This is a genomic window from Aureibaculum flavum (genome assembly GCF_016406085.1).
Lineage (GTDB): Bacteria > Bacteroidota > Bacteroidia > Flavobacteriales > Flavobacteriaceae > Aureibaculum > Aureibaculum flavum.
Genome location: NZ_JAEHFJ010000007.1, coordinates 39,435 through 64,907, shown reverse-complemented (window position 1 = coordinate 64,907; position 25,473 = coordinate 39,435). Strand labels below are relative to the sequence as shown.

Below are 25,473 nucleotides of genomic sequence, written 5' to 3'. Positions count from 1 at the left end.
TTCTATAGACGAATGATTAATTACTAATGATTAACTCTGATTTCTATTAAATTTATTACACTATGATTATGAAAAAGCTATTGCTTCTGTTTTCCGTTTTAGCATCTACTGTTATCTATTCTCAAGAGATGCAAGAAGGTTTTACGTATTTAGAAACAGGAAAATATGCAGAAGCGGAAACGTTTTTTCAAACCGTTTTAAAAGACTATCCAGATAATAAAACTGCACGTTTATGTTATGGGCGTGCCATTGGACTTAATGGAAAACCTGAAGAAGCCAATACCTTATTCACAAATCTTTTGGCTGATTACCCTAGCGATTTTGAAGTAAAACTTAATTATGGAGAGTCCTTATTATGGAATAGCAATTTTACCAAAGCTAAAACCTATTTTAAAAGTTTGATAGATGAAGACCCGAAAAGTTTCCCTGCTTTATTAAGTTATGCCAATACACTTTCTAATTTAAAAGAATACGAAGATGCTTTAGTTTATGTAAACAAAGCATTAGAAGTTTTACCAGGAAATCCTAACGCATTAACTTCTAAAAAGTATATGTATTTAGGCTATGCCTATCAAAAACAACAAGCACAAAAATACAATGAAGCAGAATCACTTTTAAAGGAAAACCTAACCCTTTTTAAGAATGACAAAGAAACGTTGTTAAACTTAGCTAACCTTTATTTAATTGCAAACAGGTTGGATGATGCAAAAGCTACATATGATCTTTTAGCCACTGAACCAAATAATAAAATAACAGCTTTAAATGGATTGGCATTGGTATCTCACCTAAACGGAAAAGAAAAAGAAGCTCTAGAACTTAGCAAACAAGCCTATAACAGTTTAGATACAATTACTGACAAATCACTTGTACAACCTACTACAGAACGTCATATTCAAGCCCTAATTTGGAATAAGAAATTTAAACCCGCAGATAATCTTATTGCTAATTTAGTAAAAACCAATACTAACGAAAACTGGATATTAGCTTTACGTGCAACGCTAAACATTTATAAAAGTGATTTTAAAAAGAGTGTTACGGATTACAACCAAATTTTAGTTAACGACAGTACCTCTTTTGACGGTAATTTAGGAAAAGCTAACGCTTTAAAAGCACTGGGTTTTTATAACGGTGCATATACCTCAGCTGAAAACACGTTAAAGTTTTATAACAACCAAAAAGATGCCTCAAATTTTATAAAAAACTTAAATACAAGTTTTACGCCATCGTATGAAGGAAAAGCTTCGTATACTTTTGACAATGGAGACAATGAAGCATTTGCTTTTAACAACAACTTAGAATTTCCGTTATCTACGAAACTGAAAGTATTGGGTAGTTACAATTACAGAAATACAAGTAATTCTGTAACCGATAATAAGGCTACTTCTAATGATTTTAGTTTAGGTTTGGCTTATCAGCTATTACCCAACATCACTTTTAGAGGTACAGCAGGTATAATGGCCGCTAATGCAAATGACACAGACTATACACAGCTATTAACAGACCTGTCTTTTAATATTAAACCGTTTAAATTACAGACATTAGATATTGGTTACAAACGTGAAATACAAAGTTTTAATGCTGAATTATTAGATCGTGAAATTGTACAAAACAACTATTATGCAAATTATAATTTAAGTACTAATTTTAAATTAGGTTGGTTTACACAATACTATTACACCTCTCAAAATGACGATAATACAAGAAATCTATTGTTCACATCTTTATACTATAATATTTTAAGTAAACCCTCTTTAAAGGCTGGTTTAAACTACCAATATATTACTTTCAAAAATCAAGTACCAACTGTCTATTTTAGTCCTAATAAATTTAATGCTGTTGAGGTATTTGTTAATTTGATAAAAGATGAAGTTATAACCAAACCAAAGGAATGGTTTTATGAGTTAACTGCAGCCACAGGATTGCAATATATTGAAGATGATAGTAGTCAAAGTACCTACAGAATCCAAGCTAAATTAGGATATAAATTTTCATCGCGTGCTGCAGCTAATATTTTCGGAACACGAAGTAATATTGCTTCTGCCACTGCTGCTGGTTTTACATTTACTGAAATTGGGATTCGTTTTAAATGGTATTTATTTGATTCTCCTGTCTTTAGAAAGTAGAAATAGTATCTCCTATTTATTTTTAGATCCAAGAAAAAAAAGCAAAAGAGAAACTCTTTTGCCTTAACACTAATGAATATTCCCCAATAATCACTTTACAATTAGTTTGGTTGTTTTATAATTGACATAATTACTTTTTACCTTGCATAGATAAATACCTGGAGACAAATTATCTCTGTTTAGAGGTATCTCATTTTTTCCGACAACGGTTTGAATTGACACCTGTTTTATCAATGAACCTAATTGGCTATATACCAATAAGGTTACTTTTTCAGCATGCTCTGAGGTAAAATGAATCTTTGTACTATTAATCATTGGGTTTGGAACAGCAATAGGGTTTAATAAATTATCATTGCTGTTTACATTTTCAACTGCCAACGTCTTACCTGTTGAAAAACGCAATTGTTTTAAGTTCATTTCTTTAGTCTCTTTAGCACCACTTTCTGCAAGCATCGTAAAAACCAATGAAGTTACATCTGTTAATTCTAAACTTTCACCATTATTAGATGTGAAATCTGAAAAAGGTACCGTAAAATCTTGTAAATTTTCGGTTAATGTAATTGAAGTTTTAAATTGAATTTCCCAATTGGAAATACCTTTTTTCACTAATCTAATTATTAGCGTCCCTGTTCCTTTTGCCTTCAATTTCAAACTGTTATAATCTGATAAATCTATAGGACTGAATTTCGGAGTTAACGCCCTATAGGCAGCTATATATTCACTCGTTGTTGCTTCTATTTCTATATTTCTTTCAATTGGAAAATCATCATCATTAAAAGTATAATCATTCGATTCAATGTTATATTTCATTACTGATGTACTTGGAGCTGCATCATCATATCCCCAAGGTCCATCAGACATAAATAAATCATCCGGTGTATTTAAACCATCACCAATTCTAAACCCTATATCAAATAAGTTACCAGCATCTACCTGCACATTAGATATGTAATTACCATCCAAATCTACATTTGTGGATACATACTCCAAAAAACCTGTTTCACTTGCTCTTAATCCGCCATCAAAAACTACTGACTTACTCTTGTTGGTATTTACAATCTCTAAATCTAACTTACCGTTAATGTATTTTCCTTTTCTAACAAATACTGTTGGCGGTGTAGAATTATTATAACTTGTTACTGGCTTTTGTACATCTAATAAATTTAGTACTTCTTCACCTAACTTTAATAAATCATCTAAAGAATTTGACCAAATTTGAAAGTTATAGTAAGGAACTTCCTTTTCATATCTATCTAAATTCCAGTGACTTTCAATTTCAAAATTACTATTACTGTTTGTTGGTTTTGCTGATAAACTTAATACGAACTCTAACGAACCATCTATATTTCTTATTAGTGCTTTAATAAATTGTTGTTCTTTTATTTCAATAGTTGATACTGAAATTAGTTCCGCTCCTAATAATCGATCGCAAATGTATTTGGTATGCTCATATACACCTTTTTCTGTTTCAAGTAATAAAATGGAAGCAACGGCTTGATTTTCTTTCATGTAATCTACCGAATATATATTGGTAGCATTTGTTATTTTAATTAAATCTGTCGGAGACGATTCTATAATGTTATCTTCTCCAATAGTACCAAAAGGAATAAAATCAGTTAATTCTATACCTACTTTATTTGATTTCTTTGCATACCCCATTGATTTTGAAAGCTTTTTAGCGGTTGCCTTGTCAAACTTATAACTCGTTTTAGTACGTTCAAAATTTCGTTTACTAATTTGTTGCGACAATCTATTATTACTTTCTAACCCACCAGAATTAGCAGTTGAAGTTGGAGCTACAAGTACAGGACAAGCAGCATAACCTGAACACGAAGGATCTTCACAGTCAATTAAACCATCACCATCATCATCTATACCATTAGTACAATCTTCTTGAACTACTGGAGCGGTAGGACAACGAGCACCATCATTACTTGAGCTTGAAGGACCAAATGCGAATAAGTTCGAATCCATACCATTTTTACCATTTAAATCTTGTACCTTTTGAATAACATAAATAGTTCCTGTTTGATTTGCAGATACATAAAAACGTCCAGAAGCATCAAAGTATACAGCTCCATAAGTATAATTTAATCCCGTTAGAATAGGCACAACTCCTAGTGATTGTACATTACTAGTTTCAGGATTAATTCTATATAAAATATTAGTCTTTTTTTCTACGGCATATAAGTTTCCATCTACCGCATTAAAAGCCCAATCGTGCACACTTATACTTTGAGATAAGTTCTCTGTACCAATATATTTTGTATAATTATCAGATTCAGGATTCAAATCAATTTTATAATACGTTTTACCACCACCTTTCAAATAATAGATACCTTTAGAACTAACATCACCTACATAACGACTGCTAGAAGGTAATTCATCTATATAATAGGTAGTGGTTTGAAAATTCTTACCAATACGTACTATTGATTTTTCTGGGCTACTTAATGAACCCCATATAAAACCATCTGCAGGGTTATAGGCCGTTGCATTAACACTTCCCTTTGTTATATCGGTAGCAACCGTATATGAATTTCCTGATGCTAAGTCAATTGCATAAACATCATTGTTTTGAAAAAGGTATGCATTGTAATCACAGTTAAACGGAACATCTTGAGCGTTTACATTTATGAAACTTAGTATAAAAAGAAATAATAATTTTTTCATGATATATATTTTATACCACAAATTTATAGTACTCGGGAAGCTTTAATTTTAATATTCGTTGGATGAAAGGTAAGTGTAGACGAATGGTTTAATACGGCAGTTAAGTATTTAAAGCAAGTTCAACCGTTTCATTAATTCTGGCCTATTTGAACGACTTACAGGAATTACATCTTTCTTAATCAACACACTATTATCTTCTATATCAATGATCTTTTTTATGTTTATGATAAAAGAGCGATGTACTTTTAAAAACAAATCTTTAGGTAATTTATCTTCTATTTTTTTTAAGGTTGAATGCACTGTATAATTTTTATCTTCGGTTTTTACACGAATATAATCACCTTTTGCCTCAACCAGATAAATACTAGGAATATCAATTTTAATTAACCGCCTATCTATGTTAACATATAAATGATTATCAGACAAAGTACTTTCTTTATCAATTTTTATAGATTTTTTAACTTCCGTTTTTATAGATTCAGCTTTTAAAATGGCTTTTTGAAAACGTTCTGGAGTAATTGGTTTTACTAAATAATCTACAATACAATCGTATTCAAATGCTTGAATTGCAAAATTAGCATCTGATGTTGTTAAAATAATTTTTGGTGGATTTTTTAATGTATCAATAAAGTCAAAGCCCGTAAAATCAGGCATATGGATATCCAAAAATATTAAATCTATCTCATTTTGATTTAAAAACTTAATAGCTTGAATTGCATTTGGAAAATCATCTACAACCGTAAGGCTTTTTATATTAGAGCATAATTGATTAATTATAAGTCTGGCCGTGGCTTCATCATCAATAATAATACAATTCATAAATCACTAATTATAAAAGTTCTAGATAATTAGTTATGGTAGTTAATATAGCTTCGAACTGTTCATGAAGGTCTGTATTACCATCATGTAAATTATTTTCATAAGCTACTGCAACCTCATAACTTTTTTCAAGCCCTAAAATACTAATTTTATGTTTAAGTTTATGAACATTCTCAGCAATTTGTTTAAAATCCTTTGCATTAAAATTTGAGAAATATATCTTTTTTTCTTCTGGAAACTCTAACTTTATTATTTCAATAAGTTTTTGTTCAAAGGCTTTATCACCACCTGACATGCTATTAATATATGATAAATTAGGTTGTTCCATATGGTTCTTTTTTTAATGTAAAATAAAATGTAGTTCCTTTAGTTAATTGCGATTCTAGCCATATTTTTCCACCATATAAATCGACAATTTTCTTAACTATGGATAGTCCAATGCCTGTAGATCCAATTTTATTTTCTAATTTCTGAAAGGTTTTAAAAATCTTTTCAAAATAAGCCTGATCTATGCCAATACCATTATCTTTTATGTAAAACTGCCAAAAATCATTTTTATCTTCGTAACCTATTTCTATAATGCCTTTTTCTTTGTCATTGTAATTAATGGCATTCGTAATTAAATTTTGAAACAACTGTTGTAACCTGTATTTATCTCCTTTTATACGCGGTAATACTTTTGATTTATGAATTGTAATATGTTCAGGTACTTCTATTAAATTAATTATATCATTAAAAAGTACATCAATATTTACGTCGTAAAATTCTTCTTTGTTATTACCTATGGTTGAATACTCTAAAATACCATTAATTAGCAATTCCATTTTTTCAACATTATTACGTATTAATTCTAGACTTTCTTTTCCCTTTTCATCAATCACTTCTTGATAATCTTCCTTTAACCATGCTGTTAATGAATCTATACTTCGCAACGGTGATTTTAAATCGTGAGAAACCATGTGAGCATAATCACTTAATTCTTGATTTTGATACGCCAGTTCACTTAATAATATTTCTCGTTGTTTATTTATCTGAACAATTTCTTTAGTTTGGTTATCGATAAATTCTACCAATTTTAAACCGTCTAATTCTAAGTTTCCCTTAGTTTCATGCTCTGGTAAATCGTAAAATTTGAGGGTTTCTATTACCCGCTTTAATTTATTAATAACTTCTTGCTGAACTTTAGATTCTTCTCTTAATTGTTGATTTGCATCAAACAATTCTTCTGAACTAATTCCCATAGCTCTTTGCTGCATGGTAAATTGCTCGTCAAAGTTATTATAGGAGCTATTAATAGCCTCCAAAAATTGTTCTAGATTTTTGTCAGCTACTTGAGCATCATTTAAATATTTACGAATTTGCCGTTTTAATAAAGAGTTCATTATTCGCTTATTAGCGTTATTGTCATGGTTTGATTATGTAATTGACACTTATTTTCTCCATGAAAAGGTGCTATTTCTCCATAAGAGTAAAATCCAGATAGAACAGTTTCAGTGCCCACAACGTTTAAGACTTCTTCTATTTCTTCTTCAACACGTTGGTCTAAGACTAATTTTCTACCAATACAACTTACTAAAAGAGCCAATTCCGGTTTGTTTTGCCTTAATTCTAAAGCTTGTTTCGCTGCTCTTTCAGATGCATTTGCAATATTATCAACATGTGTCATCATCAATTGCACTTTAGAGTTTTCTGGAATATCTCCAGCTAAAATTACAGCATTATTATCTTCATCAATATTTAATATACTTCTAACAATAGATTGTTTTTCATCATTAGATTTTACATTTAACGGATACAATAAAGCGGATCCTGGTAACTCTTTCGACTTTTCTCCTAAATATTTTTTATATAAATCTAGTGCGGGTTGGTTATCTAGTTCAAATAACACATTTGCCTCTGATTTTGTAACAATACGTTCTGGTCCAAAAGGTGTCCAACCTCCATAAATAGAGAATGTAACTTCTAATGTTTCACCATAAAAACCAATAGCTACTATTTCTCCTTCTTTCGGAGCTTCATTATATGAGGCAAGTGTTTTTTCAAAACGTGCTGCATCACCGCATAAACCACCTGTTATTAATATGTTATTATCAGTAGCAGCATTCATACCTTTTGTTAATTCGCTTCCATTAACAAAACTACCTTCTGAAATAACATAAATAAATTTTAAACCTTCTGAAGGTAATTGTTTAATAAGATTATTTCCGGTTTTAAAACTATCTAACTCTGTATTTATAATATTACTTGTCTTAATTAAAAATTGGCTTTTTTCAAATTCCATTGCTGTAATTGAGATACTTTCCTCATCAACTGTGTCACCTATTATATCTGCACATGTTGAACCAAAAACAATGTGTCCGTCAGGAAATATTGTTTTAATTTCACTGTAGATCTCAGAGTCTTCTAATAGAAATCTATTTCCAAAAACAAGAACTAACGGATTGGTTAATTTTTGCTCTGGGGATATGTACATCCAATTTTTACCTTTATTTTTTTGTAATTGAACTATTTTCATTTTTATTTTTTTAACGTGAAGTAAAAAGTTGTACCTACGTTAGGTTGACTTTCTAACCAAATTTCACCCTCGTGTAATTCAACAATTTTTTTAACAATAGATAATCCTATACCCGTAGAATCTTTTCGTTTATTTAGTGAATGGAATATTTTAAATATTTTATCATGGAATTTTTCATCAATCCCCATTCCGTTATCTTTAACTGAAAATTGATAGTGATTTTCAAGTTCTTCAAAACATATATCTATAAAGCCTTCCTCTTTATCTATAAATTTTACGGCATTGCTTATAAGGTTTTGAAATAACTGCTGAAGCTTTGTCTTATTACCCAAAATAATTGGCAATTCATTTTGAACATTTATTTTGATATGATCTGGTGTATAACTAATTTCTAATAAGTCTTTTATTAGTGTATCAATATCTACATGTACCTTATCATGTTCATCAGAACCAATACTTGAATATTTTAGGATATCAGTAATTAACTGTTCCATTTTCTCTAAAGTGGACTCTATGAGATCAAAATTTTGTACGCTCGTAGCGTCTAGTTTATCTTTATTATCTTCTTTAAGCCAAGTTGTTAGTGCGTAAATACTGCGTAAAGGTGATTTTAAATCGTGTGAAACGATATGAGCATATTCATGTAGTTCGTCATTACTTTTCTCCAACTTTTTAAGTAAACTTTCCTTTTGAAGCTGAAGGTTTTTAATTTCGGTAATATCAAAGTTGATACCTATTGAACCTATGATTTCACCTTTAATGTTATAATTAGGTGCACCACTTACCAACCAATGTCTAATTTCTCCTGCCTTAGTTTTTATTCTCAATTCATAAGACTCTGTTTTTCCTTGCTTCCTTTCGCGTAACTTTTCCTTTAATATACCTTCATCCTTTTTTAAAGGAAGAATGTCCTTTCCTTTTATACCTATTAGTTCTTTTTCAGAATAGCCCGTCATATTAACCAAACTTTGATTTACCATCAAAATTCTATCATTAAGATCTACCTCTATCAAGCCTAAATTCATATTAGAAATTATGCTATAGTATTTTTGTTTTTCAACCTCTAAACTTTTCCTATAAGTTCTGTTGAGAGTAACATCTTTAAAAGTCCATAAATACCCCTTCAATTGCTCTCCTTGAACTATTGGTATATAATTTCGTTCTAAAATTTTATCATTAACCATTTCCAACTCATCACCAATTACCGTCTCCTTTTTTGCATCGATTTCTCGCATTCTATTTAAAAAACCTTCCGGATTTTTAAATAAAACACTATTCTGCTTTGAAGATGCTAAACAATCCTGTCCTATTAATTCACTTGGGGCACTATCAATATTAAAAAGCTCAGTAAATTTATTATTAGTAAGTACAATGTTTCGATTTTCATCCTCAAGTACGACACCACTATCTAAATTAAGAATAAGTGTAGATAATCTACTTTCTGATGCAATTAGTTGTTCTTCATGTGCTTTTTCTTTGGTAATGTCTCTAACAATACCTTGGGCAGCCACCGGAACTCCTTCGTCATAAATTATACTCGCATTGATATGAACAATTTTTGATTGTTTATCTTTTGTTATTAGATTAACATTAAAGTCTGTTATAGATCCTTCGTCAAAAAGATTTTTAAATGACTCTTGAACTCTTTTTAATTCACTAAAGTGAACCATTTTCATGAGGTTAAAATTTTCTTTAGCATGTTTAAACCCCAGTAAGGATACAGCGGCATCATTCATCTTAAGAATGTTTCCAGATAGATCAATAATAACATAAGCATCTACAATATTTTCAAAAACACCTTGCAATTGCGAATCCGTTCTTAAAAGTAATTTTTCTAAACCTATATTAGATTTTTTTAACTTCTGATTGACTTCGAAGAGTTCGGTTGCTTTGTGCTCTAATATTTTTTCAGCTTGTTTTCTTGCAGATTTCTCTCTAGCTAATGCTCGTTTTAATATGTCTACCTGATCCTGACTCATTAATTTTTATGAATTGTAAACTTAACTTCAGTACCATCTTCTTTTATTTTTTCTAAATCAATAGTGGCAGAAGAATTAAAATGCTCAAAAGTTTTATTCATTAAACCTAATCCAAAATAATGCATAGCTCGGCTAGACTTATAAATCATAATTAAGGAATTGTCTGTTCTTTCTAAAATTTCAAAAGTAGGAAGTTCAGCATCCGGATATATTTTTCTAACTTCAATATGAATATGATTTTCAATTGATGCTAACATTTCTATAGGGTCATTATATTTTTCAATAAGTCCAGGATAACTATCAGCTAATACGGCAAAAAAGTGTTCAGCATAAACCAATAATAAGTCATCTATAGAAATACCGGTGTTTTTACTAAGGTGTTGTAACAGTTGTAACATTTCAGAAAAACTATAGGTTCCAACAGCCGTATAAGCTCCATTTGATTCTAAATCGGATTCATTGATTATTTTATCAACCATTTCTAGTCCAAATTTATCTTCAACTAAATCTAAAAACTCAGTAAAAACAATTCCTTTCATTTATATTTTTTTTAATTCATTAATACTCCAATACGCTAATAATTTTTCAATTTTAACAACGTATTCTTCATACTTTAAAGGTTTTAGCACATAACCGGCAATTCCAATTTCGTAACATGCCAATAAATCTCGTTGATTGCTTGAGGTTGTAAGAATAACAGTTGGTACATATTTTAGAGTACTATCCTTTTTAAGTATAGATAGAAATTCTATTCCGTTAATTTTAGGCATGTTTAAGTCTAACAAGATTATGTCGGGAATATTGTCTTTTTCTTCTAAAATCTTTAAGGCATCTTCACCATTATTGGCTTCAATTACTTGATGATTTAGATCCAGCGAAGAAATAGCTCGCTTAAATTTCATTACTTCTATTAAATCATCTTCGATTAATAATACTTTCAAATTTTTCATTTTACCACTTATTTTAGTCTAATTAGACTATAAAAGTAATCCTAATCCATTATTTAAAAATAATCATTGGTTAATTGCACTTTTACTATAGGTGATTAACCTGAAAGTGTCGACGAATGGTTTTTAATATTAGAATTCACTAATAAAAATATTAGCAAAATAATCCTTATTTCTGAATTTCACACTACCATTATTAAAATTTAAAGTAATTAATTTCAACACTATAGCACCTCAACTGTAAATTCACAACTAAATTTCTCATTAGCTACAAGCTTAATAACACCTTCTTTTTGAGGTAATTCTTTATTGTGATCTTTATGATCAGTAATTCCATGCCATGGTTCTATACAAACAAATGGAGCATCTTGATTTGAAGACCAAATTCCTAAATATGGATAATTCGTAAATGAAACACTCATATAGGCTTTTTGAGAAGGTTTATGTACAAACGTTACTTTAGAAAATGGGTTAGGATTAAAAATTATAGCGTCATTGTCAAAAAGCGAATTGTGTATCGTTAACAAACCTTTTTCCTCAAATACTTTTGATGTTTTAGTACAACGTAAGCCATCTTCTATTACATCTGATTCCGGAGCTAGTTGTTTATCAAAAATCAATTGATATTCATTTCTTGAGTGCCCTTTTTCAAAAGGACAATTAAACGCAGGATGAGCACCAATTGAGAAATATAAATCATCATTTTTGGATGGATTTATTATTGTATATTCTGTTCGTAATGACCTATCTTCTAAGGTATAGGCAACTTGTAGTTTAAAGTTAAAGGGGTATATTTTTTTCAATTTTTCAGTACTAGATAATTCTAAACAAATACTATTATCTGTTTTATCAATTACTTCAAAATCACTATCTCTAGCAAAACCGTGCTGGTTCATACTATAATGTTGACCCTTATACAGATATTCATTGTCAATTAATCTTCCCACAATCGGAAATAGAATAGGAGCATGTCTTGCCCAAAATTGAGTATTTGCTTGCCAAACATATTCAGTATTATCCTTTTTTAAACTAACCATTTCGGCACCATTTTTTTTAACAGTTAAGGTTAAATAATTATTTTTTAAAACATATTTTTTTTTGTTACTGATTTCGGCCATGGTTAGGTTAGTTAAAAGTTTTTTTATTTATTTTATTAGTAAAAACGGAGGGTTAAAGTAGATAAATTTACCGCTAAAGTATTAATTTTGCAACTTAATTCTATTTATATTAAATCTAATGATTATTAACCATAAGTATCAAATTCTATTAACAATAGGTTTAATTGTTTCTTTATTAATTATTGGTCAATTAATTAAACTAGCCATTAAGAAATTTACCATTTTAAAATCTATAGATTTAAATAGAAGAAAGATTATTTTAAACCTTCATTATTTAATATTATATATTCTGTTAGGTGTTTTTATAGCGATAATATGGGGTGTTGACTTTAGGGATTTTACCGTTTTTATATCTTCAATTTTGGCCGTTTTGGGAGTTGGTTTTATCGCCCAATGGTCAATTCTTTCAAACCTCACCGCAAGCGTGATTTTATTTTTTAATCATCCCGTAAGAATTGGCCATAGAATTAGAATTATTGACAAAGATTATGATTGGGTTGGAACGGTAACGGATATTTCAGGATTCTTTCTTTTTATGAAAACAGACAAAGGAGAAAACATAACCATACCAAATTCAATAGTTTTACAGCATGGCATAGAAATTTTAGAGCATTTAGATGACGATGATGTTGGATAATATTTTTATTTTAGCCAACCCATTTCGGGGCGTACCACGCCATTGGCGTGACAGGACTTAGTCCGGTCTATCAAGCCTAAGGCATGATTAAAGTGCCACGCCGTGAGCGTGGAGATCGGAGGTTCAATGTATATAAATAATTTTTAATAAAAAATTAAATAAAAGTTGGTAGCATTTGAAGTATATATAATGTTTAGTTCGTTGTAGAATAGATTTTATATAGGCCAAACTAATAATTTTGAAGAAAGAATAATTAGACATAATAAAGGACAAGTGAAATCTACTAAAAATGGTATACCTTGGAAATTGGTTTACAAATTTGAAGTTTTATCTAGAAATGAGGCTGTTACTATTGAAAGAAAAATAAAAAAAAGAGGTGCTAAAAGATTTTTAGAAGATAATAATATAAAATTCGGGGCGTAGCTTAGTCCGGTTAAAGTGCTGGTCTGGGGGACCAGAGATCGGAGGTTCGAATCCTCTCGCCCCGACTATTAAAAGCCTAAAAAATTTTACAATTTTTTAGGCTTTTTTTATTTGAACACGTCATCAACAAAGTTGAATGTAAGTGGACAAATGATAAAAGACAGTAAATTGCGTTAGCAATTTGGCTTTTAATAAGCAACAAAGCCCATTAAGGATCATGAGCAAAGCGAATAATCCTCTCGCCCCGACAAAAGAAAACTTTTCATGAACATGAAAAGTTTTTTTGTTTTTACAAGTTTGAGCTTGCTCAGAGACTTGAATAAAACAAAAAAAATATGAGCAAAGCGAATAAATGTTTTCTTTAGCTACGAATCCTCTTCAGGATCATGAGCGAAGCGAATAATCCTCTCGCCCCGGCCTATTAAAAAAACCAAAATCATTTGATTTTAGACTTTTTTTAATTGAAGACATTACCAACGTCGTTGAATTTTAAATCGTTGTGGTAATAAAAAATGTCATACTTTTTTTAAGCATCAAAATCATCAACTTCCTTTACTACACCGGCGGGTAATTCAAGTTTTACATTACCTATTCTAACCCGCACTAATCGTAATGTTGGAAACCCTACCGCCGCAGTCATCTTGCGTACTTGTCTAAATTTACCTTCTGTTAACACTATACCTACCCAGCTTTTAGGACCATGTCGTTCATCTCTTACTTTTCTATCTTCAATAGGATATTCTGTTAACGAGTGTACGTGAAATGCTCTACATGGTTTCGTTGTATATTCTTCTCCATTTACTCCTATTATTATCCCTTTTTGTAGTGCTTCAATGGCATCATCATTAATAACACCATCTACTAATGCATAGTACTCCTTTTCAACCTTTTTACTACGGATATGTTCACTCTTCTTACCGTCAGTAGTTAATAACAATAAACCTTCAGAGTTTTCGTCCAAACGACCTATTGCCATTACTCCCTCAGGAAAATCATGAAGTTCACCTATTAAACGTTTATTTTTCCTTTTGTTTTGGTTATTTACAAATTGACTTAAATAACCGTAAGGCTTGTGAAATATGAAATGGTGATGTATCTCTTTAGTTAACATAGGATGGGTTAGCATGTATGTGTTTTATTATAAAACTTTAAAATCAATATAACTTCTCTTTTATAATTTTCCACAACAAATAGTCTGTAAATAATTAGAGCTTAAAAATGCTATCTAACGCTATCCATTTTTCTCCCTCTTTTGCCCAAGGTAATGCTTGTTGATAGTTCCACATCAACTTTTCCCATTCTTGTACTTTAGGATTATTGGCGTCCATCTCTGTTTTTCTTTCAAAGCTAAACGTTTTATCAACTTCCATAATCATAAACATACGATTTCCCGTAACGTAAATTTGCATATCGACAATACCGGCATCTTTAATACTTTTCGTGATTTCTGGCCATATATTTCCTGCCGCATGGTATTCCTTGTATTCCGCAATTAATTTAGAGTCATCTTTTAAATCGCAAGAAAAGCAATATCTTTTTGTTTCCATATTTATTTTTTAATCCAAAATATATTTTGCTACTACATCTTACAAATTTAAAGTAATAGACTTTAATAGTTCTCAAACAAAACAGCAATTTGAATCCATTTTTAAAATTAACTGGAAATATTCCGAAAAATTAAGTCTGAAATACGAAACCATAAAAACATTTCATTTTATAAATCTGCTTGTAAAATCAAATAATATTTTAAAAAATAAGTTTACTTATAATTCAGGGACTATCATTAAAACAATTTCATGATGAAAAATTTAATTTTTATTACAATTTTTATTTTAACGTTTACCTCATGTACTTCAAAAGATGATGACCCAGTTGACGAACCTATAAATAACATTACCTACACAACAAACATTAAAAATTTAATTGACAGTAAATGTAATAGCTGTCATTCAGACCCTCAAAAAAATGGAGCTCCAATGGCATTAGTTACCTTAGAAAACGTTAAAGATGCAGTTCTCAATAGAGACTTAATAGGACGCGTTGAAGATGGCTCTATGCCTCCGCAAGGTGACGTTTTAACCTCTGAGCAAATAGAATTAATTAAAGATTGGGAAAAGAATAGTTTTAAATAAAAATAGCCGATTAAATCTAATTATTCGGCTATCACTTTTTAGTAATATTATTGTAACTCGTATCTAACGTTTACTGAAAAAATATGATCTGTAAGATCTCTAGTGCTATAAAACGCTCTTTTACTTTCTTCTCTATAATTATTTAAGGTAAGTATAGTTCCAATTTTTTTTCCTGCACTTTTCGCAATCAGTTCAGCTCTAGTCTTGGCATCTTCAATGGCTTTCTTTGATAAGTCTTCAACTTGCTGAGAAGTTAATGGTTTATAATATACATATTTTTCATTAATATTAACACCTGAAAAACCTGTCGAAAGCAATTCAATAAACTTTGATTGAGAAGTAGTTTCAAATTGATACACCATTCCTTTTTTTCTATATCCCATGGCTGTATAGGCCAAGGCATCTTCCTTCAATTTTGACACATCAACATTATTACTTTTCAATTTATCAAAATAGTCACTTTTTATTTTTTCAAAACTTGTATTCTCATCATAACTATTATAGGCTAAGTCTTCAGATACAATAATGGTAGCTGAATATTTATCTACCTCTCTTGAATACTCAACTTGTCCGCTAACATCAATATATGATTTATCTATTTGAGCAAAAGAAAAAGAGCTTATCATTATAAAAAGTAAGGCTAACAATTTCATATTTCGAAGGTTGTTTGTGTTTTCTAATTTCATAATTGATTATTTTAGTAGTATTAATTTTTGATTTATATGCATTACAAAAATGCACAAAAAGAAGATGTTTAAACAAACCCTAATTGGGGGAAATTTCACCCCTGCTTTTTGGGGGCTCTACTCAATGTAAGGACCGTAATTTCAGGCCTCATTCCAATTCTACCCGGAAAACCTAGCCACCCCAAGCCTCTATTAACATATAAATATTGGTTGTTTTGTTTGTAAAGCCCTGCCCAGTGTTTATATTTATATTGTATCGGGCTCCATTTTTTGTTTTTTAAATTAAATCCAGCTTGCATACCGTGTGTATGCCCTGAAAGCGTTAACGCAATATTGGTTTTATCAATAACTTCTGCTGGCCAATGTGAAGGGTCATGAGATAATAATATTTTAAACGGAACAGATTCCATTCCCTTTAACGCTTTATCTAAATTACCATATTGCTTAAAAGGTGGATAACCCCAATTCTCGACCCCAACAATAGCAACTTCACTAGAGTTTCGTTTAATAATTACAGCATTATTTAATAATAAATTGAAATCTATTTTTTTAAAGAAATATTTTATGGATTCAAAATTATTTTTTTTGTCTTTTGGTCTTTTCCATTGACTATAATCGCCATAATCATGATTACCTAAAACGGCAAATTTTCCTTGTTTAGCCTCTAGTTTTTCAAAAATCTTAGACCAACCATTGAGTTCCCACGCATAATTATTAACCATATCTCCAGTAAAAAAAATAAGATCAGGCTTACATTCATTAATGAGTTCCACTGCCCTTTCTAAAATTTTATATCGATAATTAAAACTACCAATGTGAACGTCAGAAATTTGAACAATTTTAAAACCTATAAAATCTTCAGGCAAATAATCAAATGCTACATCAACATCATATACTTTGAATCTATAAGCTGCTTTAAAAATGGCATACACAATTACAAAAAATGGTAAAAATCCGGAAAGCAATGCTAGCACAATAATGAACCATTTAGAATTTGGCACTAATTGATTTGTAAAATATAGTATAGCAATGACCACAACAAAAATTAATTTTGGAATAAAAGAAGATACTGTTAAACCGTATAAACTTGAAATTAAAAGCTGTTTTCTTCCTGGATGTATGGAGTCCATTTTAATTTTTAAAATTAAGATTGAAATAATCAATCCCAAAGAGAATAACCAAAAAGAAATATCAATAGCAGTTTTAATTAATGGGGAATTAATTAAAGTTAGCATAGGTTGCAATCCAAGAAATGCTAAAACATCAATTGCCAAAATGGTAATACATAATAGAACGATAGTAAAAAAGGAAAACGATTTCATTTTTTAAATTATAATAACACGATAATTTTTTTATCTAAGAATAGTGTATTAAATTTAACTATTATTAATTAAAAATAAACTAATATGGAAATAATTATTCAATTCGTAAAAATGCCAACAAGTGAGACGATGGAAACGTTTGTTACAGAACGTTTAGAAAAATTAGAAAAAAAATATGATTGGATTATTAAAGCAGATGTATCTTACAAATTAGAAAATGACCCTACAGGAAAGGGTAAAATATGTGATATAAGATTAAGCTTACCTGGACCTTTAATTTTTGCAACTTCTGATGAAAACAGTTGGGAAGCTGCTACTGATGCAACAATTAAAGATATAGAAAAGCAATTACAAAAACGGAAGGCATCCATGAAAACACATTCTTAAAAATTAGGGTCAATTAAAAATAATTGACCCTAATTTTTTATAACTGATATCTTAAACTTAAAGCCAAATCAACATCTAAATTATCACCATAAGTATTCACAATTCCAAATTCAGGTCTAAAATCAATTGACACTAATAAAGGAATATCAAAGTTATATTCTATTCCAATATTTCCATCAGCGTTAATAAAAAGTCCATCATCATAGTCTTCTTTATATTTGTCTTTATGATTCCAAGTACCAATACCTGCTCCGAATCCTGCATACCAGTTAAAACCGCCATCAATATTCCATACCCATTGATAAATACCTGATAGTTTCCAAGCATTTCGGTATTTCGTATTTCTCAAACCTAAATCTATTTCTAATCTATTTATAGCACTTAATTTTGTTTGATAAGAAATTTCACCACCAAAACCATCATTATCTCCTAATCGAAACCCCAATGCATGCTTTGAAATTTCTTGTGCCTTGGTTTGACAAACAAAACCAGCTATTAAAATAGTGGTAAACAATAATTTTCTCATCTATTTATAAATTTTAAGTTATACATGTATATAGTCAATATACCTGCAAATTTATTGACAAAATTTTACATAATTTGACTCAAACCACTTAAAATTTAACGCTATTAATTATGACAAACGCATTGCCTTAATACTAAGTATTTAATATATAGCCTTAAACCTAAGATAATACTATAAGTTTAGCTTATTAATAGATTATAAAAAATGATAAGAACTAACTTGATTAGCGGTAAAAATATTCTAAATTTGCTTTTCTAAAACATAATATAATGTCAGAAAATATAGAAAAAATAAAATGCCTTATTATTGGATCGGGCCCAGCAGGTTATGCTGCAGCTATATACGCCGCAAGAGCAGATTTAAAACCAGTAATGTATACCGGTTTAGAACCTGGTGGACAATTAACAACAACTACTGAAGTTGATAATTACCCTGGCTACCCTGAAGGTGTTGATGGTACCCAAATGATGGAAGATTTTAAAAAACAAGCCGAGCGTTTTGATACAGAAGTAAGATTCGGACTGGCTACCAAAGTAGCGTTTAGTGATAAAGTTGGTGGTATTCATAAAGTAACCATTGATGGTTCAAAAGAAATAGAAGCGGAAAGTGTCATAATCTCAACGGGTGCTACTGCAAAATATCTAGGTTTACCTAGCGAAGAAAGATTAAAAGGTGGTGGTGTTTCTGCATGTGCTACATGTGATGGATTCTTTTACAAAGGCCAAGATGTTATTGTTGTTGGTGGTGGAGATACTGCTGCAGAAGAAGCTACTTACTTGTCTAAACTGTGTAAAAAGGTAACTCTTTTGGTTCGTCGTGATGAAATGAGAGCGTCAAAAGCTATGCAACATAGAGTGGCTAACACTGAAAATTTAGAAGTGTTGTATTTTACAGAATTAGATGAAGTATTAGGAGATCAAGTTGTTGAAGGAGTTCGTGTTGTAAACAATAAAACAGGTGAAAAACACGAAATTGCTGTAACTGGTGTTTTTATTGCAATTGGGCATAAACCAAATACTGAATTATTTAATGGCGTTTTAGATATGGATGAAACTGGTTATTTGATAACTAAAGGAAAATCTACTAAAACAAAATTACCAGGTGTTTTTGCTGCTGGTGATGTACAAGACAAAGAATATAGACAAGCAATAACTGCTGCAGGTACAGGTTGTATGGCTGCTTTAGATGCTGAAAGATATTTGGCTGCTTTAGAAAACTAATAGGTCACTATCTATATTAAAAAATAAAAAAGAGTCTGTTTAATAAAACAGACTCTTTTTTTTGTACCATAATTATAGAAATATTTAGGTCTATGTTTTCTTTTTATCCTCTTATGCTGCCACCAGAAGAACTATTTTTCTGAACATTTTCTGGATTACCTGAGTATCTAATACCTCCACCACTACTTGCATTGGCATCAATACTTTCTGTTACGTTAACTGACACATTAGCTCCACTAGAAACATCAGCGTTACACGTTTTTGTAATTAAATCATTAGCTCTAATATTACTTCCACTTGATGCGTTTGCAGAAAAACTACCTGTAGCACCTTTTAAACTTGCTCCAGAGCCACTACTCGCATTACAAATTAAATCAGAAACATCCAACATTAATTTCACATTTGCTCCACTTGAAGTTCGAACATCAAACTCATCTGCTGATATTGTATTTTCAGAATATATATTTGCCCCGCTAGTTGCTTTAATCTTAATAATATCTTTGGCGGTTAAATACACTTTTTTAGACTTTGCACTCCATATATTTTTTTCAGAATAGATACGTAAAACGCCGTCTTCTACTTCTGTAATAATTAAGTCGTGCAAATTTTCATCTGCCTCCACTGATAAAGAAGTATTATCACTCATTGTCAAGCGTACTTCTATACCATTACTCACAGAAATGGCATCAAAATCTGAGGTAATTGTTCTTTCTTGGGTAATCACATTTCTATTTCCCTTAACACCATCTAGCATGCAGCTGGTCGTCAAAAACAATACGATTACTGTCGTTAATTTTAATATATTTTTCATGTTTTTTAGTTTGTTAATTTTAATTAATTTACTCAAAAATCCGTCAAATGAATGATGAACACAATTTTAAGTTACTGAATTGTATTTTAAGTACGATAAACTGTTATTATTTTATAACAACTCCGTTTTCATCAATATTAATTTCAGCTTTTTCACCATTATCATTGATTTCAACCTTTAGGCTATCATCATTTAATTTGATATTAACACCGTCTTTTTCAGTTTCATCATCATCATCATCATTATCATTATTCTCAGATTTTGGAGGAGGGCAATCTAAACATTCTAATCCTTCATCTGTCATTTTAAAATAGTGCTTAGCCATATCTCTACTATACATATTGTTAACAGTCTTAATATTTCTTAAAAATACGCGAGATGACTCTTCAAAATAAACTACTTTATTTTCGGGAATATATAAGTTGATTTTTAAATCTTGATTTCTAAATGTATTTCTACTATCTGTTAAAAAATAGCTATCAAACACTAAATTGTTTCCAGACTGCTGATAATTATACTCAATACGTTCTGCATTTTCTCTGGCAATTAACCGAGTTCTACCATTTGCTCTTCTGTAAATTTTAGTATATGCTTCTGTGCTATCTGATTTTCTAATTGAAATATTTACATCATTAGAGTAAAATTTTATTTGATCATTAGCATCTAATACTTTTTTGAAATAGATTTTATGGTTAAAATTATTGTTATTAGACAGATCTTCATTATCAACCATTTTTATGGTTAAGGTATCTGATGACATCATAGATAATTCGTTTTTCTCTATTGAAGAGCCTTCGTTTGCAAATTCTGCACCTTGTTTTATTCCGAAGAAAATTGCAGATAGAAGAGCAACAATCCAAATTCCAAGAAACACTAATTTTGTGGGTCTACTCAATATTTTAGTTTTATTAGAAAGGATAAACAATCCTAAAACAAACAGCATAAAAATAGGAATTCCAATTAAAATCAAAATCAATAATGAAACTAACCATATAGGAACTCCTGTACCGCTTAGCATCTGAAAATCATCATCAAAAAAGGAATCCATTCCCATAAAATCGACCGTACCTGCGGTAAATAAGCTTATCACTAATGCAATTAAAGAAATTACAGAAACTACAATAACGATGACACCAATAAACTTCCCTAATACTAAAAAAATACCAGCCAACACCCTACCTAATGTATCGATAACATCCTGAAGGCCAGACCTAGTTCTAGAGTTTCCTCTTCTTACGTCTTTTTTTTTTACAGCACCAGACACATTATTATAAGCTCCCTTTACAGCGTCAGAAACTTCACTAGCAGCACCTTTTACACTCTCTGAAACATCTTCAAATTCAGCTCTAATTTTCTTTTCAATGTTAGTGATATTAACAGGTTCACCTTCCATTTGTAATTTATCTGCTGTAGTTTTCGCTTCAGGTAATAAAATCCATAGAATGATGTAAACCAAAGGTCCAAACCCAAGTCCAAAAGTAGCTACCAACCAACCTATTCTAATCCATATAGCATCGACATCAAAATAATGAGCCATACCAGAGGCTACACCTCCGATAAACTTATCATCTCCATCTCTAAATAGTTTTTTCTTAGTCGATTTACTACTGTAATTTTTACCAGAATCATCAGTAAACAATTCCTCATCTATCATATAATCTTCTGGTTGCCCCATAACTGCAATTACCTCATCAATATCAACTTCGCTTATGACTTGTCTCGGATCTTTAACTCGCTCTGAAAGCAATTCACTTATACGGGACTCAATATCATTGATAATTTCGTCTCTACCTTGTGGGTCGTCACTTAATGAACGACGGATAGCATCTAAATATCTTCTCAATTTTTGATAAGCCTCTTCATCAATATGAAAAAAGATTCCTCCTAAATTTATATTTATTGTCTTGTTCATTTTTTTGTTGATTTTTTTGTAGTTACTGTTTTTACAGCTAAGACAAGTTCCGCCCAAGTTGTAGTTAGTTCTTTTAAAAATAATGTGCCAGTTTCTGTTAGTCCGTAATATTTTCTTGGCGGACCAGATGTTGATTCTTCCCAACGATAACTGAGTAAACCTGCGTTTTTAAGTCTCGTTAAAAGCGGGTAAATTGTACCTTCAACCACAAGCAATTTTGCATCTTTTAGGCTCGATAAAATCTCGCTAGTATAAGCATCCCCATCCTGTAAAATGGATAGGATGCAAAATTCTAAAACGCCTTTTCGCATTTGTGCTTTTGTATTTTCTATCTTCATTATGTGTCCGTTTAATTACCCATTACTATTACAATAAAATTAATCATAAAAATGAGTAATGTTGTTAAAATTTGTATCATTATATTTAGTTTTGGTTTGTTTGTGTTATTTGATTTTATCCCGTTTAATGAAATTTATAGTCAGTGGATAATTATATACCTCTCCTCTATTGGCTTTTATAGCGGCCACAACAATTAATATATATCTTAAAAAGGCTACTATCGCTATTATGCTTCCTATACTTAGAATTCCAAAAAGATTATCAAAATGAAAATTAAAATGAAAATTATTTAAATGATCAAAATCATCAATTCGCCTCAAATAATTAAAGAAACTTCCAAAGGCGAAAGGAAATAGTATCATTCCCAAAATAAATAAGTACAGGGTATAACTTAAATTAAAATTCACTGCTGCTATTCCATTTTCATCTAAATACTCGCTTTTATCTTTACTAATTGACCACATAATTACAGGGCCAATAATACTACCGAATGGAAAAACAAAGCTTAAAAAAGCTGATAAGTGAATTAAAAATCCTGTATTTTTTTCGTTTTGTGTTAGCATAATCAAATTGTATATAATACTTTCTTATGCAAATATATGTATAAAAGATAGTACTGTGCAATACTTAGTACTATATTTTAACATTTATTTAACATATGTGTTGGCGATACAACTGAAATCAAAGAGATTAAAAACTCACGTAACACGCTGTTAGACAACGCTTTTAAAACATTTTGCATTTAATTAATCTATTGAAATTGTTTAAATTTATAATTTCACTATATTGCATTAAAATAACTTACATGTCAAAATTCACCGTCAAAAACTTAAATAAATTCTTATTATTTAAGCTTCCCTCTGCATATATTTCTGGCGTAAGGGTCAAATCTATAGATGATAATGAAGCCATCGCCACAGTAAAGCACAAGTGGATAAATCAAAATCCTTTTAAATCATTGTATTGGGCAACTCAAGGCATGGCATCTGAATTAGCAACTGGTATTTTAGTGATGAAGCAAATTGATGAAAGTGGCAAAAAAATATCAATGCTTGTTACCAAGCAGACAGGAACTTTTACTAAAAAGGCAACTGGAAGAATAAATTTTATTTGTAAGGATGGTGGACTTGTAAAAACGGCCATTGATAAAACTATTGCAACTAACGAAGGTGTAACATTAACAATGGTAGCTGAAGGTATTGACGAACAAGGTGATTCTGTTTCTAAATTTGAATATGAGTGGAGTATAAAGGTAAAGATCAATAAATAAATTCCAATGCTTCAACAATAGACAAACATATAAACTTCGTATTTGAATGCTTTAAACCTTGTAATTTGGATATTATTTGTAATTTGCTGCTTGAAATTTGATATTTAATTTTATGAAACGAGCATTATTTCCAGGATCTTTCGATCCCTTAACCTTAGGCCATTATGACATTATTAAACGTGGTGTTAAAGTTTTTGATGAAGTCGTTGTTGCCATTGGTATCAATGCCGAAAAGAAATATATGTTTTCATTAAAAAAGAGAAAACAATTTATTGAAGAAACTTTTAAAAATTTTCCGAAAGTAAAAGTGGTTACCTATAAAGGGTTAACGGTTGATTTTTGTAAAGAAATAGATGCTGACTTTATTTTACGTGGATTACGAAATCCAGCCGATTTTGAATTTGAAAAAGCCATTGCTCATACCAATAGAGATTTATCACCAGTTGAAACTGTTTTCTTACTGACTTCAGCAAAAACATCGTATATCTCCTCCTCTATTGTTAGAGACGTGATACGAAATAAAGGGAATTATACCATACTAGTTCCAGATAGTGTTAGGGTAGAATAATTAGCAACACTTTAATCTCCTTTTGGTAAAAACACCTCTGCCATCATACACCTTGCACTTCCACCTCCACATGTTTCTATAGTATCTATTGGACTTGACACAATATTACAATGCTTATTAATTTTAGTAATTTGATCTTTGGTTAACGAGCTGTGAGCCGCTTCACTCATTACTAAATACCTCTTTTCATCTTTACTTTTAACCTGTAACATATTACCTGCAAAACGGGCCACTTGTTCTTCTGTGATTACAATAACTTCCAATCCATCTTCCTTTAAATGTTTAAGAACATTCTTACGTTCTTTTTTATCATCAATACAATCTAAACAAATAATAGCAAATGTTTCCGCCAAACACATCATAACATTGGTGTGATAAATAGGTAAGCGTTCATTTTTAACAGTTTGATAAGCTGTAAAAATAACTGGTGTATATTCAAAATCTTCACAGAATTCAATAATTAGCTCTTCAACTGCTCTTGGAGATAAAGCACAATAGGCTTTTCTATTTTTTCTATCTAAGGCTAAACTCCCCGTCCCCTCTAAGAAAATATTTTCTTCTTCTGCTGTCGTATAATCTACTATGTTATTTATTAAATATCCATGATTTTCAATCTCATCAAAAATATCTTCTCGTCGTTCTGGTCGTCTATTTTCAGCAAACATAGGATAAATTGCAACATCTCCATTTTCATGAAAAGAAACCCAATTGTTCGGGAAAATTGAATCTGGAGTATCTTGACTTTCAAGATCTTGCACAACAATAACAGTTACCCCAACGGACCTTAATTTTGCAACAAAAGCATCAAACTCCTGTTGAGCTTTATTGTTAATTTCATTATTTTTAAGTTTTAAATCTTCTTGAAAATAATTGTTGACCGCAGTTTGTTCATTCATCCTAAATTTTACAGGACGAACCATTAAAATTGTGTTTGTTATTTGTTGCATTGAAGACTCCATATTTAAAAGGCCAAATCTAATCTAAAATTCAGTAATAATTTAAAATTTTGGTCGTTCTATTAAAAATAATTAAATTCGTTTCGAATAGGAGTTTATACACATTGTTC

At 30.4% G+C, this 25,473-nt stretch carries 27 protein-coding genes and 1 tRNA gene; 9 read left to right on the top strand and 19 right to left on the bottom strand.

All coding sequences use genetic code 11. The features are described 5' to 3' along the window. Positions 1 to 62: 62 nt before the first annotated feature. A complete protein-coding gene (locus JBL43_RS14250; protein WP_198842082.1) occupies positions 63 to 2,123 on the top strand; it encodes a tetratricopeptide repeat protein in 2,061 nt (686 codons plus the stop codon). 90 nt (positions 2,124 to 2,213) lie between these two features. On the opposite strand, the gene JBL43_RS14245 is transcribed toward JBL43_RS14250, so the two are convergent. From JBL43_RS14245 to JBL43_RS14205, 9 genes are all read right to left on the bottom strand, one after another. Then, positions 2,214 to 4,796 (bottom strand): DUF6923 family protein, encoded by a 2,583-nt coding sequence (locus JBL43_RS14245; RefSeq protein WP_198842081.1) that lies wholly within the window; start codon positions 4,794 to 4,796, stop codon positions 2,214 to 2,216. A 108-nt stretch (positions 4,797 to 4,904) separates the two neighbouring features. After that, positions 4,905 to 5,615 (bottom strand): LytR/AlgR family response regulator transcription factor, encoded by a 711-nt coding sequence (locus JBL43_RS14240; protein ID WP_198842080.1) that lies wholly within the window; start codon positions 5,613 to 5,615, stop codon positions 4,905 to 4,907. 10 nt (positions 5,616 to 5,625) lie between these two features. Next, complete coding sequence (locus JBL43_RS14235) at positions 5,626 to 5,943, bottom strand: Hpt domain-containing protein (RefSeq protein ID WP_198842079.1); 318 nt, start codon at positions 5,941 to 5,943, stop codon at positions 5,626 to 5,628. Next, positions 5,930 to 6,997 (bottom strand): sensor histidine kinase, encoded by a 1,068-nt coding sequence (locus JBL43_RS14230; protein ID WP_198842078.1) that lies wholly within the window; start codon positions 6,995 to 6,997, stop codon positions 5,930 to 5,932. Before JBL43_RS14230 ends, JBL43_RS14235 begins: the two co-directional genes overlap by 14 nt. Continuing rightward, complete coding sequence (locus tag JBL43_RS14225; protein WP_198842077.1) at positions 6,997 to 8,130, bottom strand: FIST signal transduction protein; 1,134 nt, start codon at positions 8,128 to 8,130, stop codon at positions 6,997 to 6,999. Before JBL43_RS14225 ends, JBL43_RS14230 begins: the two co-directional genes overlap by 1 nt. 2 nt (positions 8,131 to 8,132) lie before the next feature. Next, positions 8,133 to 10,109 carry a PAS domain S-box protein gene (locus tag JBL43_RS14220; protein ID WP_198842076.1) on the bottom strand — a complete coding sequence of 659 codons (1,977 nt, stop codon included), beginning with the start codon at positions 10,107 to 10,109 and terminating at the stop codon, positions 8,133 to 8,135. Then, positions 10,109 to 10,648, bottom strand: a complete 540-nt coding sequence (locus JBL43_RS14215; protein WP_198842075.1) for a heme NO-binding domain-containing protein — start codon at positions 10,646 to 10,648, stop codon at positions 10,109 to 10,111. The genes JBL43_RS14220 and JBL43_RS14215 overlap by 1 nt, the downstream gene beginning before the upstream one ends. Further along, on the bottom strand, positions 10,649 to 11,059 hold the full coding sequence (locus tag JBL43_RS14210; protein ID WP_198842074.1) for a response regulator: 411 nt from the start codon (positions 11,057 to 11,059) through the stop codon (positions 10,649 to 10,651). It abuts the gene before it with no gap. Between the two features lie 221 nt (positions 11,060 to 11,280). After that, positions 11,281 to 12,174, bottom strand: a complete 894-nt coding sequence (locus JBL43_RS14205) for an aldose 1-epimerase family protein (protein WP_198842073.1) — start codon at positions 12,172 to 12,174, stop codon at positions 11,281 to 11,283. Positions 12,175 to 12,292: 118 nt separating this feature from the next. On the opposite strand from JBL43_RS14205, the gene JBL43_RS14200 reads away from it, so the two are divergent. The 3 genes from JBL43_RS14200 to JBL43_RS14190 all read left to right on the top strand — a co-directional run bounded on the left by JBL43_RS14200 (position 12,293) and on the right by JBL43_RS14190 (position 13,299). Then, positions 12,293 to 12,811 (top strand): mechanosensitive ion channel domain-containing protein, encoded by a 519-nt coding sequence (locus tag JBL43_RS14200; RefSeq protein WP_198842072.1) that lies wholly within the window; start codon positions 12,293 to 12,295, stop codon positions 12,809 to 12,811. A 219-nt stretch (positions 12,812 to 13,030) separates the two neighbouring features. Further along, complete coding sequence (locus JBL43_RS14195) at positions 13,031 to 13,234, top strand: GIY-YIG nuclease family protein (protein ID WP_198842201.1); 204 nt, start codon at positions 13,031 to 13,033, stop codon at positions 13,232 to 13,234. Further along, positions 13,225 to 13,299, top strand: a tRNA-Pro gene (locus tag JBL43_RS14190). The genes JBL43_RS14195 and JBL43_RS14190 overlap by 10 nt, the downstream gene beginning before the upstream one ends. 461 nt (positions 13,300 to 13,760) lie before the next feature. On the opposite strand, the gene JBL43_RS14185 is transcribed toward JBL43_RS14190, so the two are convergent. Together JBL43_RS14185 and JBL43_RS14180 are read right to left on the bottom strand one after the other, a co-directional pair. After that, positions 13,761 to 14,360, bottom strand: a complete 600-nt coding sequence (locus tag JBL43_RS14185) for a pseudouridine synthase (protein WP_233098790.1) — start codon at positions 14,358 to 14,360, stop codon at positions 13,761 to 13,763. A 79-nt stretch (positions 14,361 to 14,439) separates the two neighbouring features. After that, on the bottom strand, positions 14,440 to 14,781 hold the full coding sequence (locus JBL43_RS14180; protein WP_198842071.1) for an L-rhamnose mutarotase: 342 nt from the start codon (positions 14,779 to 14,781) through the stop codon (positions 14,440 to 14,442). A 249-nt stretch (positions 14,782 to 15,030) separates the two neighbouring features. Between JBL43_RS14180 and JBL43_RS14175 the strand changes: the two genes are divergently transcribed. Then, entirely contained in the window at positions 15,031 to 15,366 is a 336-nt protein-coding gene (locus JBL43_RS14175; protein WP_198842070.1) for a c-type cytochrome, read from the top strand. 47 nt (positions 15,367 to 15,413) lie between these two features. Here the strand turns inward: JBL43_RS14175 and JBL43_RS14170 are convergent, their stop codons facing one another. Both JBL43_RS14170 and JBL43_RS14165 read right to left on the bottom strand, forming a co-directional pair. After that, positions 15,414 to 16,052 (bottom strand): SIMPL domain-containing protein, encoded by a 639-nt coding sequence (locus tag JBL43_RS14170; RefSeq protein WP_198842069.1) that lies wholly within the window; start codon positions 16,050 to 16,052, stop codon positions 15,414 to 15,416. 95 nt (positions 16,053 to 16,147) lie between these two features. Then, positions 16,148 to 17,374 carry a metallophosphoesterase gene (locus tag JBL43_RS14165; protein ID WP_198842068.1) on the bottom strand — a complete coding sequence of 409 codons (1,227 nt, stop codon included), beginning with the start codon at positions 17,372 to 17,374 and terminating at the stop codon, positions 16,148 to 16,150. Between the two features lie 84 nt (positions 17,375 to 17,458). Between JBL43_RS14165 and hpf the strand changes: the two genes are divergently transcribed. Beyond that, positions 17,459 to 17,761, top strand: a complete 303-nt coding sequence (hpf, locus tag JBL43_RS14160; protein WP_198842067.1) for a ribosome hibernation-promoting factor, HPF/YfiA family — start codon at positions 17,459 to 17,461, stop codon at positions 17,759 to 17,761. Between the two features lie 37 nt (positions 17,762 to 17,798). On the opposite strand, the gene JBL43_RS14155 is transcribed toward hpf, so the two are convergent. Next, positions 17,799 to 18,287, bottom strand: coding sequence for a hypothetical protein (locus JBL43_RS14155; RefSeq protein ID WP_198842066.1), 489 nt, complete (start codon positions 18,285 to 18,287; stop codon positions 17,799 to 17,801). A 269-nt stretch (positions 18,288 to 18,556) separates the two neighbouring features. On the opposite strand from JBL43_RS14155, the gene trxB reads away from it, so the two are divergent. Then, positions 18,557 to 19,507 carry a thioredoxin-disulfide reductase gene (gene trxB, locus JBL43_RS14150; protein WP_198842065.1) on the top strand — a complete coding sequence of 317 codons (951 nt, stop codon included), beginning with the start codon at positions 18,557 to 18,559 and terminating at the stop codon, positions 19,505 to 19,507. A gap of 103 nt (positions 19,508 to 19,610) precedes the next feature. Here the strand turns inward: trxB and JBL43_RS14145 are convergent, their stop codons facing one another. The 4 genes from JBL43_RS14145 to JBL43_RS14130 all read right to left on the bottom strand — a co-directional run bounded on the left by JBL43_RS14145 (position 19,611) and on the right by JBL43_RS14130 (position 23,132). After that, a complete protein-coding gene (locus JBL43_RS14145) occupies positions 19,611 to 20,318 on the bottom strand; it encodes a head GIN domain-containing protein (RefSeq protein WP_198842064.1) in 708 nt (235 codons plus the stop codon). Between the two features lie 106 nt (positions 20,319 to 20,424). Further along, a complete protein-coding gene (locus tag JBL43_RS14140) occupies positions 20,425 to 22,230 on the bottom strand; it encodes a PspC domain-containing protein (RefSeq protein ID WP_198842063.1) in 1,806 nt (601 codons plus the stop codon). Then, on the bottom strand, positions 22,227 to 22,568 hold the full coding sequence (locus JBL43_RS14135) for a PadR family transcriptional regulator (RefSeq protein WP_117879258.1): 342 nt from the start codon (positions 22,566 to 22,568) through the stop codon (positions 22,227 to 22,229). Before JBL43_RS14135 ends, JBL43_RS14140 begins: the two co-directional genes overlap by 4 nt. Before the next feature lie 105 nt (positions 22,569 to 22,673). Then, a complete protein-coding gene (locus JBL43_RS14130) occupies positions 22,674 to 23,132 on the bottom strand; it encodes a DUF4870 domain-containing protein (RefSeq protein ID WP_198842062.1) in 459 nt (152 codons plus the stop codon). Positions 23,133 to 23,374: 242 nt separating this feature from the next. On the opposite strand from JBL43_RS14130, the gene JBL43_RS14125 reads away from it, so the two are divergent. Together JBL43_RS14125 and coaD are read left to right on the top strand one after the other, a co-directional pair. Beyond that, complete coding sequence (locus tag JBL43_RS14125; RefSeq protein ID WP_198842061.1) at positions 23,375 to 23,839, top strand: DUF4442 domain-containing protein; 465 nt, start codon at positions 23,375 to 23,377, stop codon at positions 23,837 to 23,839. A gap of 112 nt (positions 23,840 to 23,951) precedes the next feature. Then, positions 23,952 to 24,407: a pantetheine-phosphate adenylyltransferase gene (coaD, locus tag JBL43_RS14120; protein WP_198842060.1), complete on the top strand. Its 456-nt coding sequence runs from the start codon at positions 23,952 to 23,954 to the stop codon at positions 24,405 to 24,407. Between the two features lie 11 nt (positions 24,408 to 24,418). Here the strand turns inward: coaD and ctlX are convergent, their stop codons facing one another. After that, on the bottom strand, positions 24,419 to 25,354 hold the full coding sequence (ctlX, locus tag JBL43_RS14115; RefSeq protein WP_198842059.1) for a citrulline utilization hydrolase CtlX: 936 nt from the start codon (positions 25,352 to 25,354) through the stop codon (positions 24,419 to 24,421). Between the last annotated feature and the right edge of the window lie 119 nt (positions 25,355 to 25,473).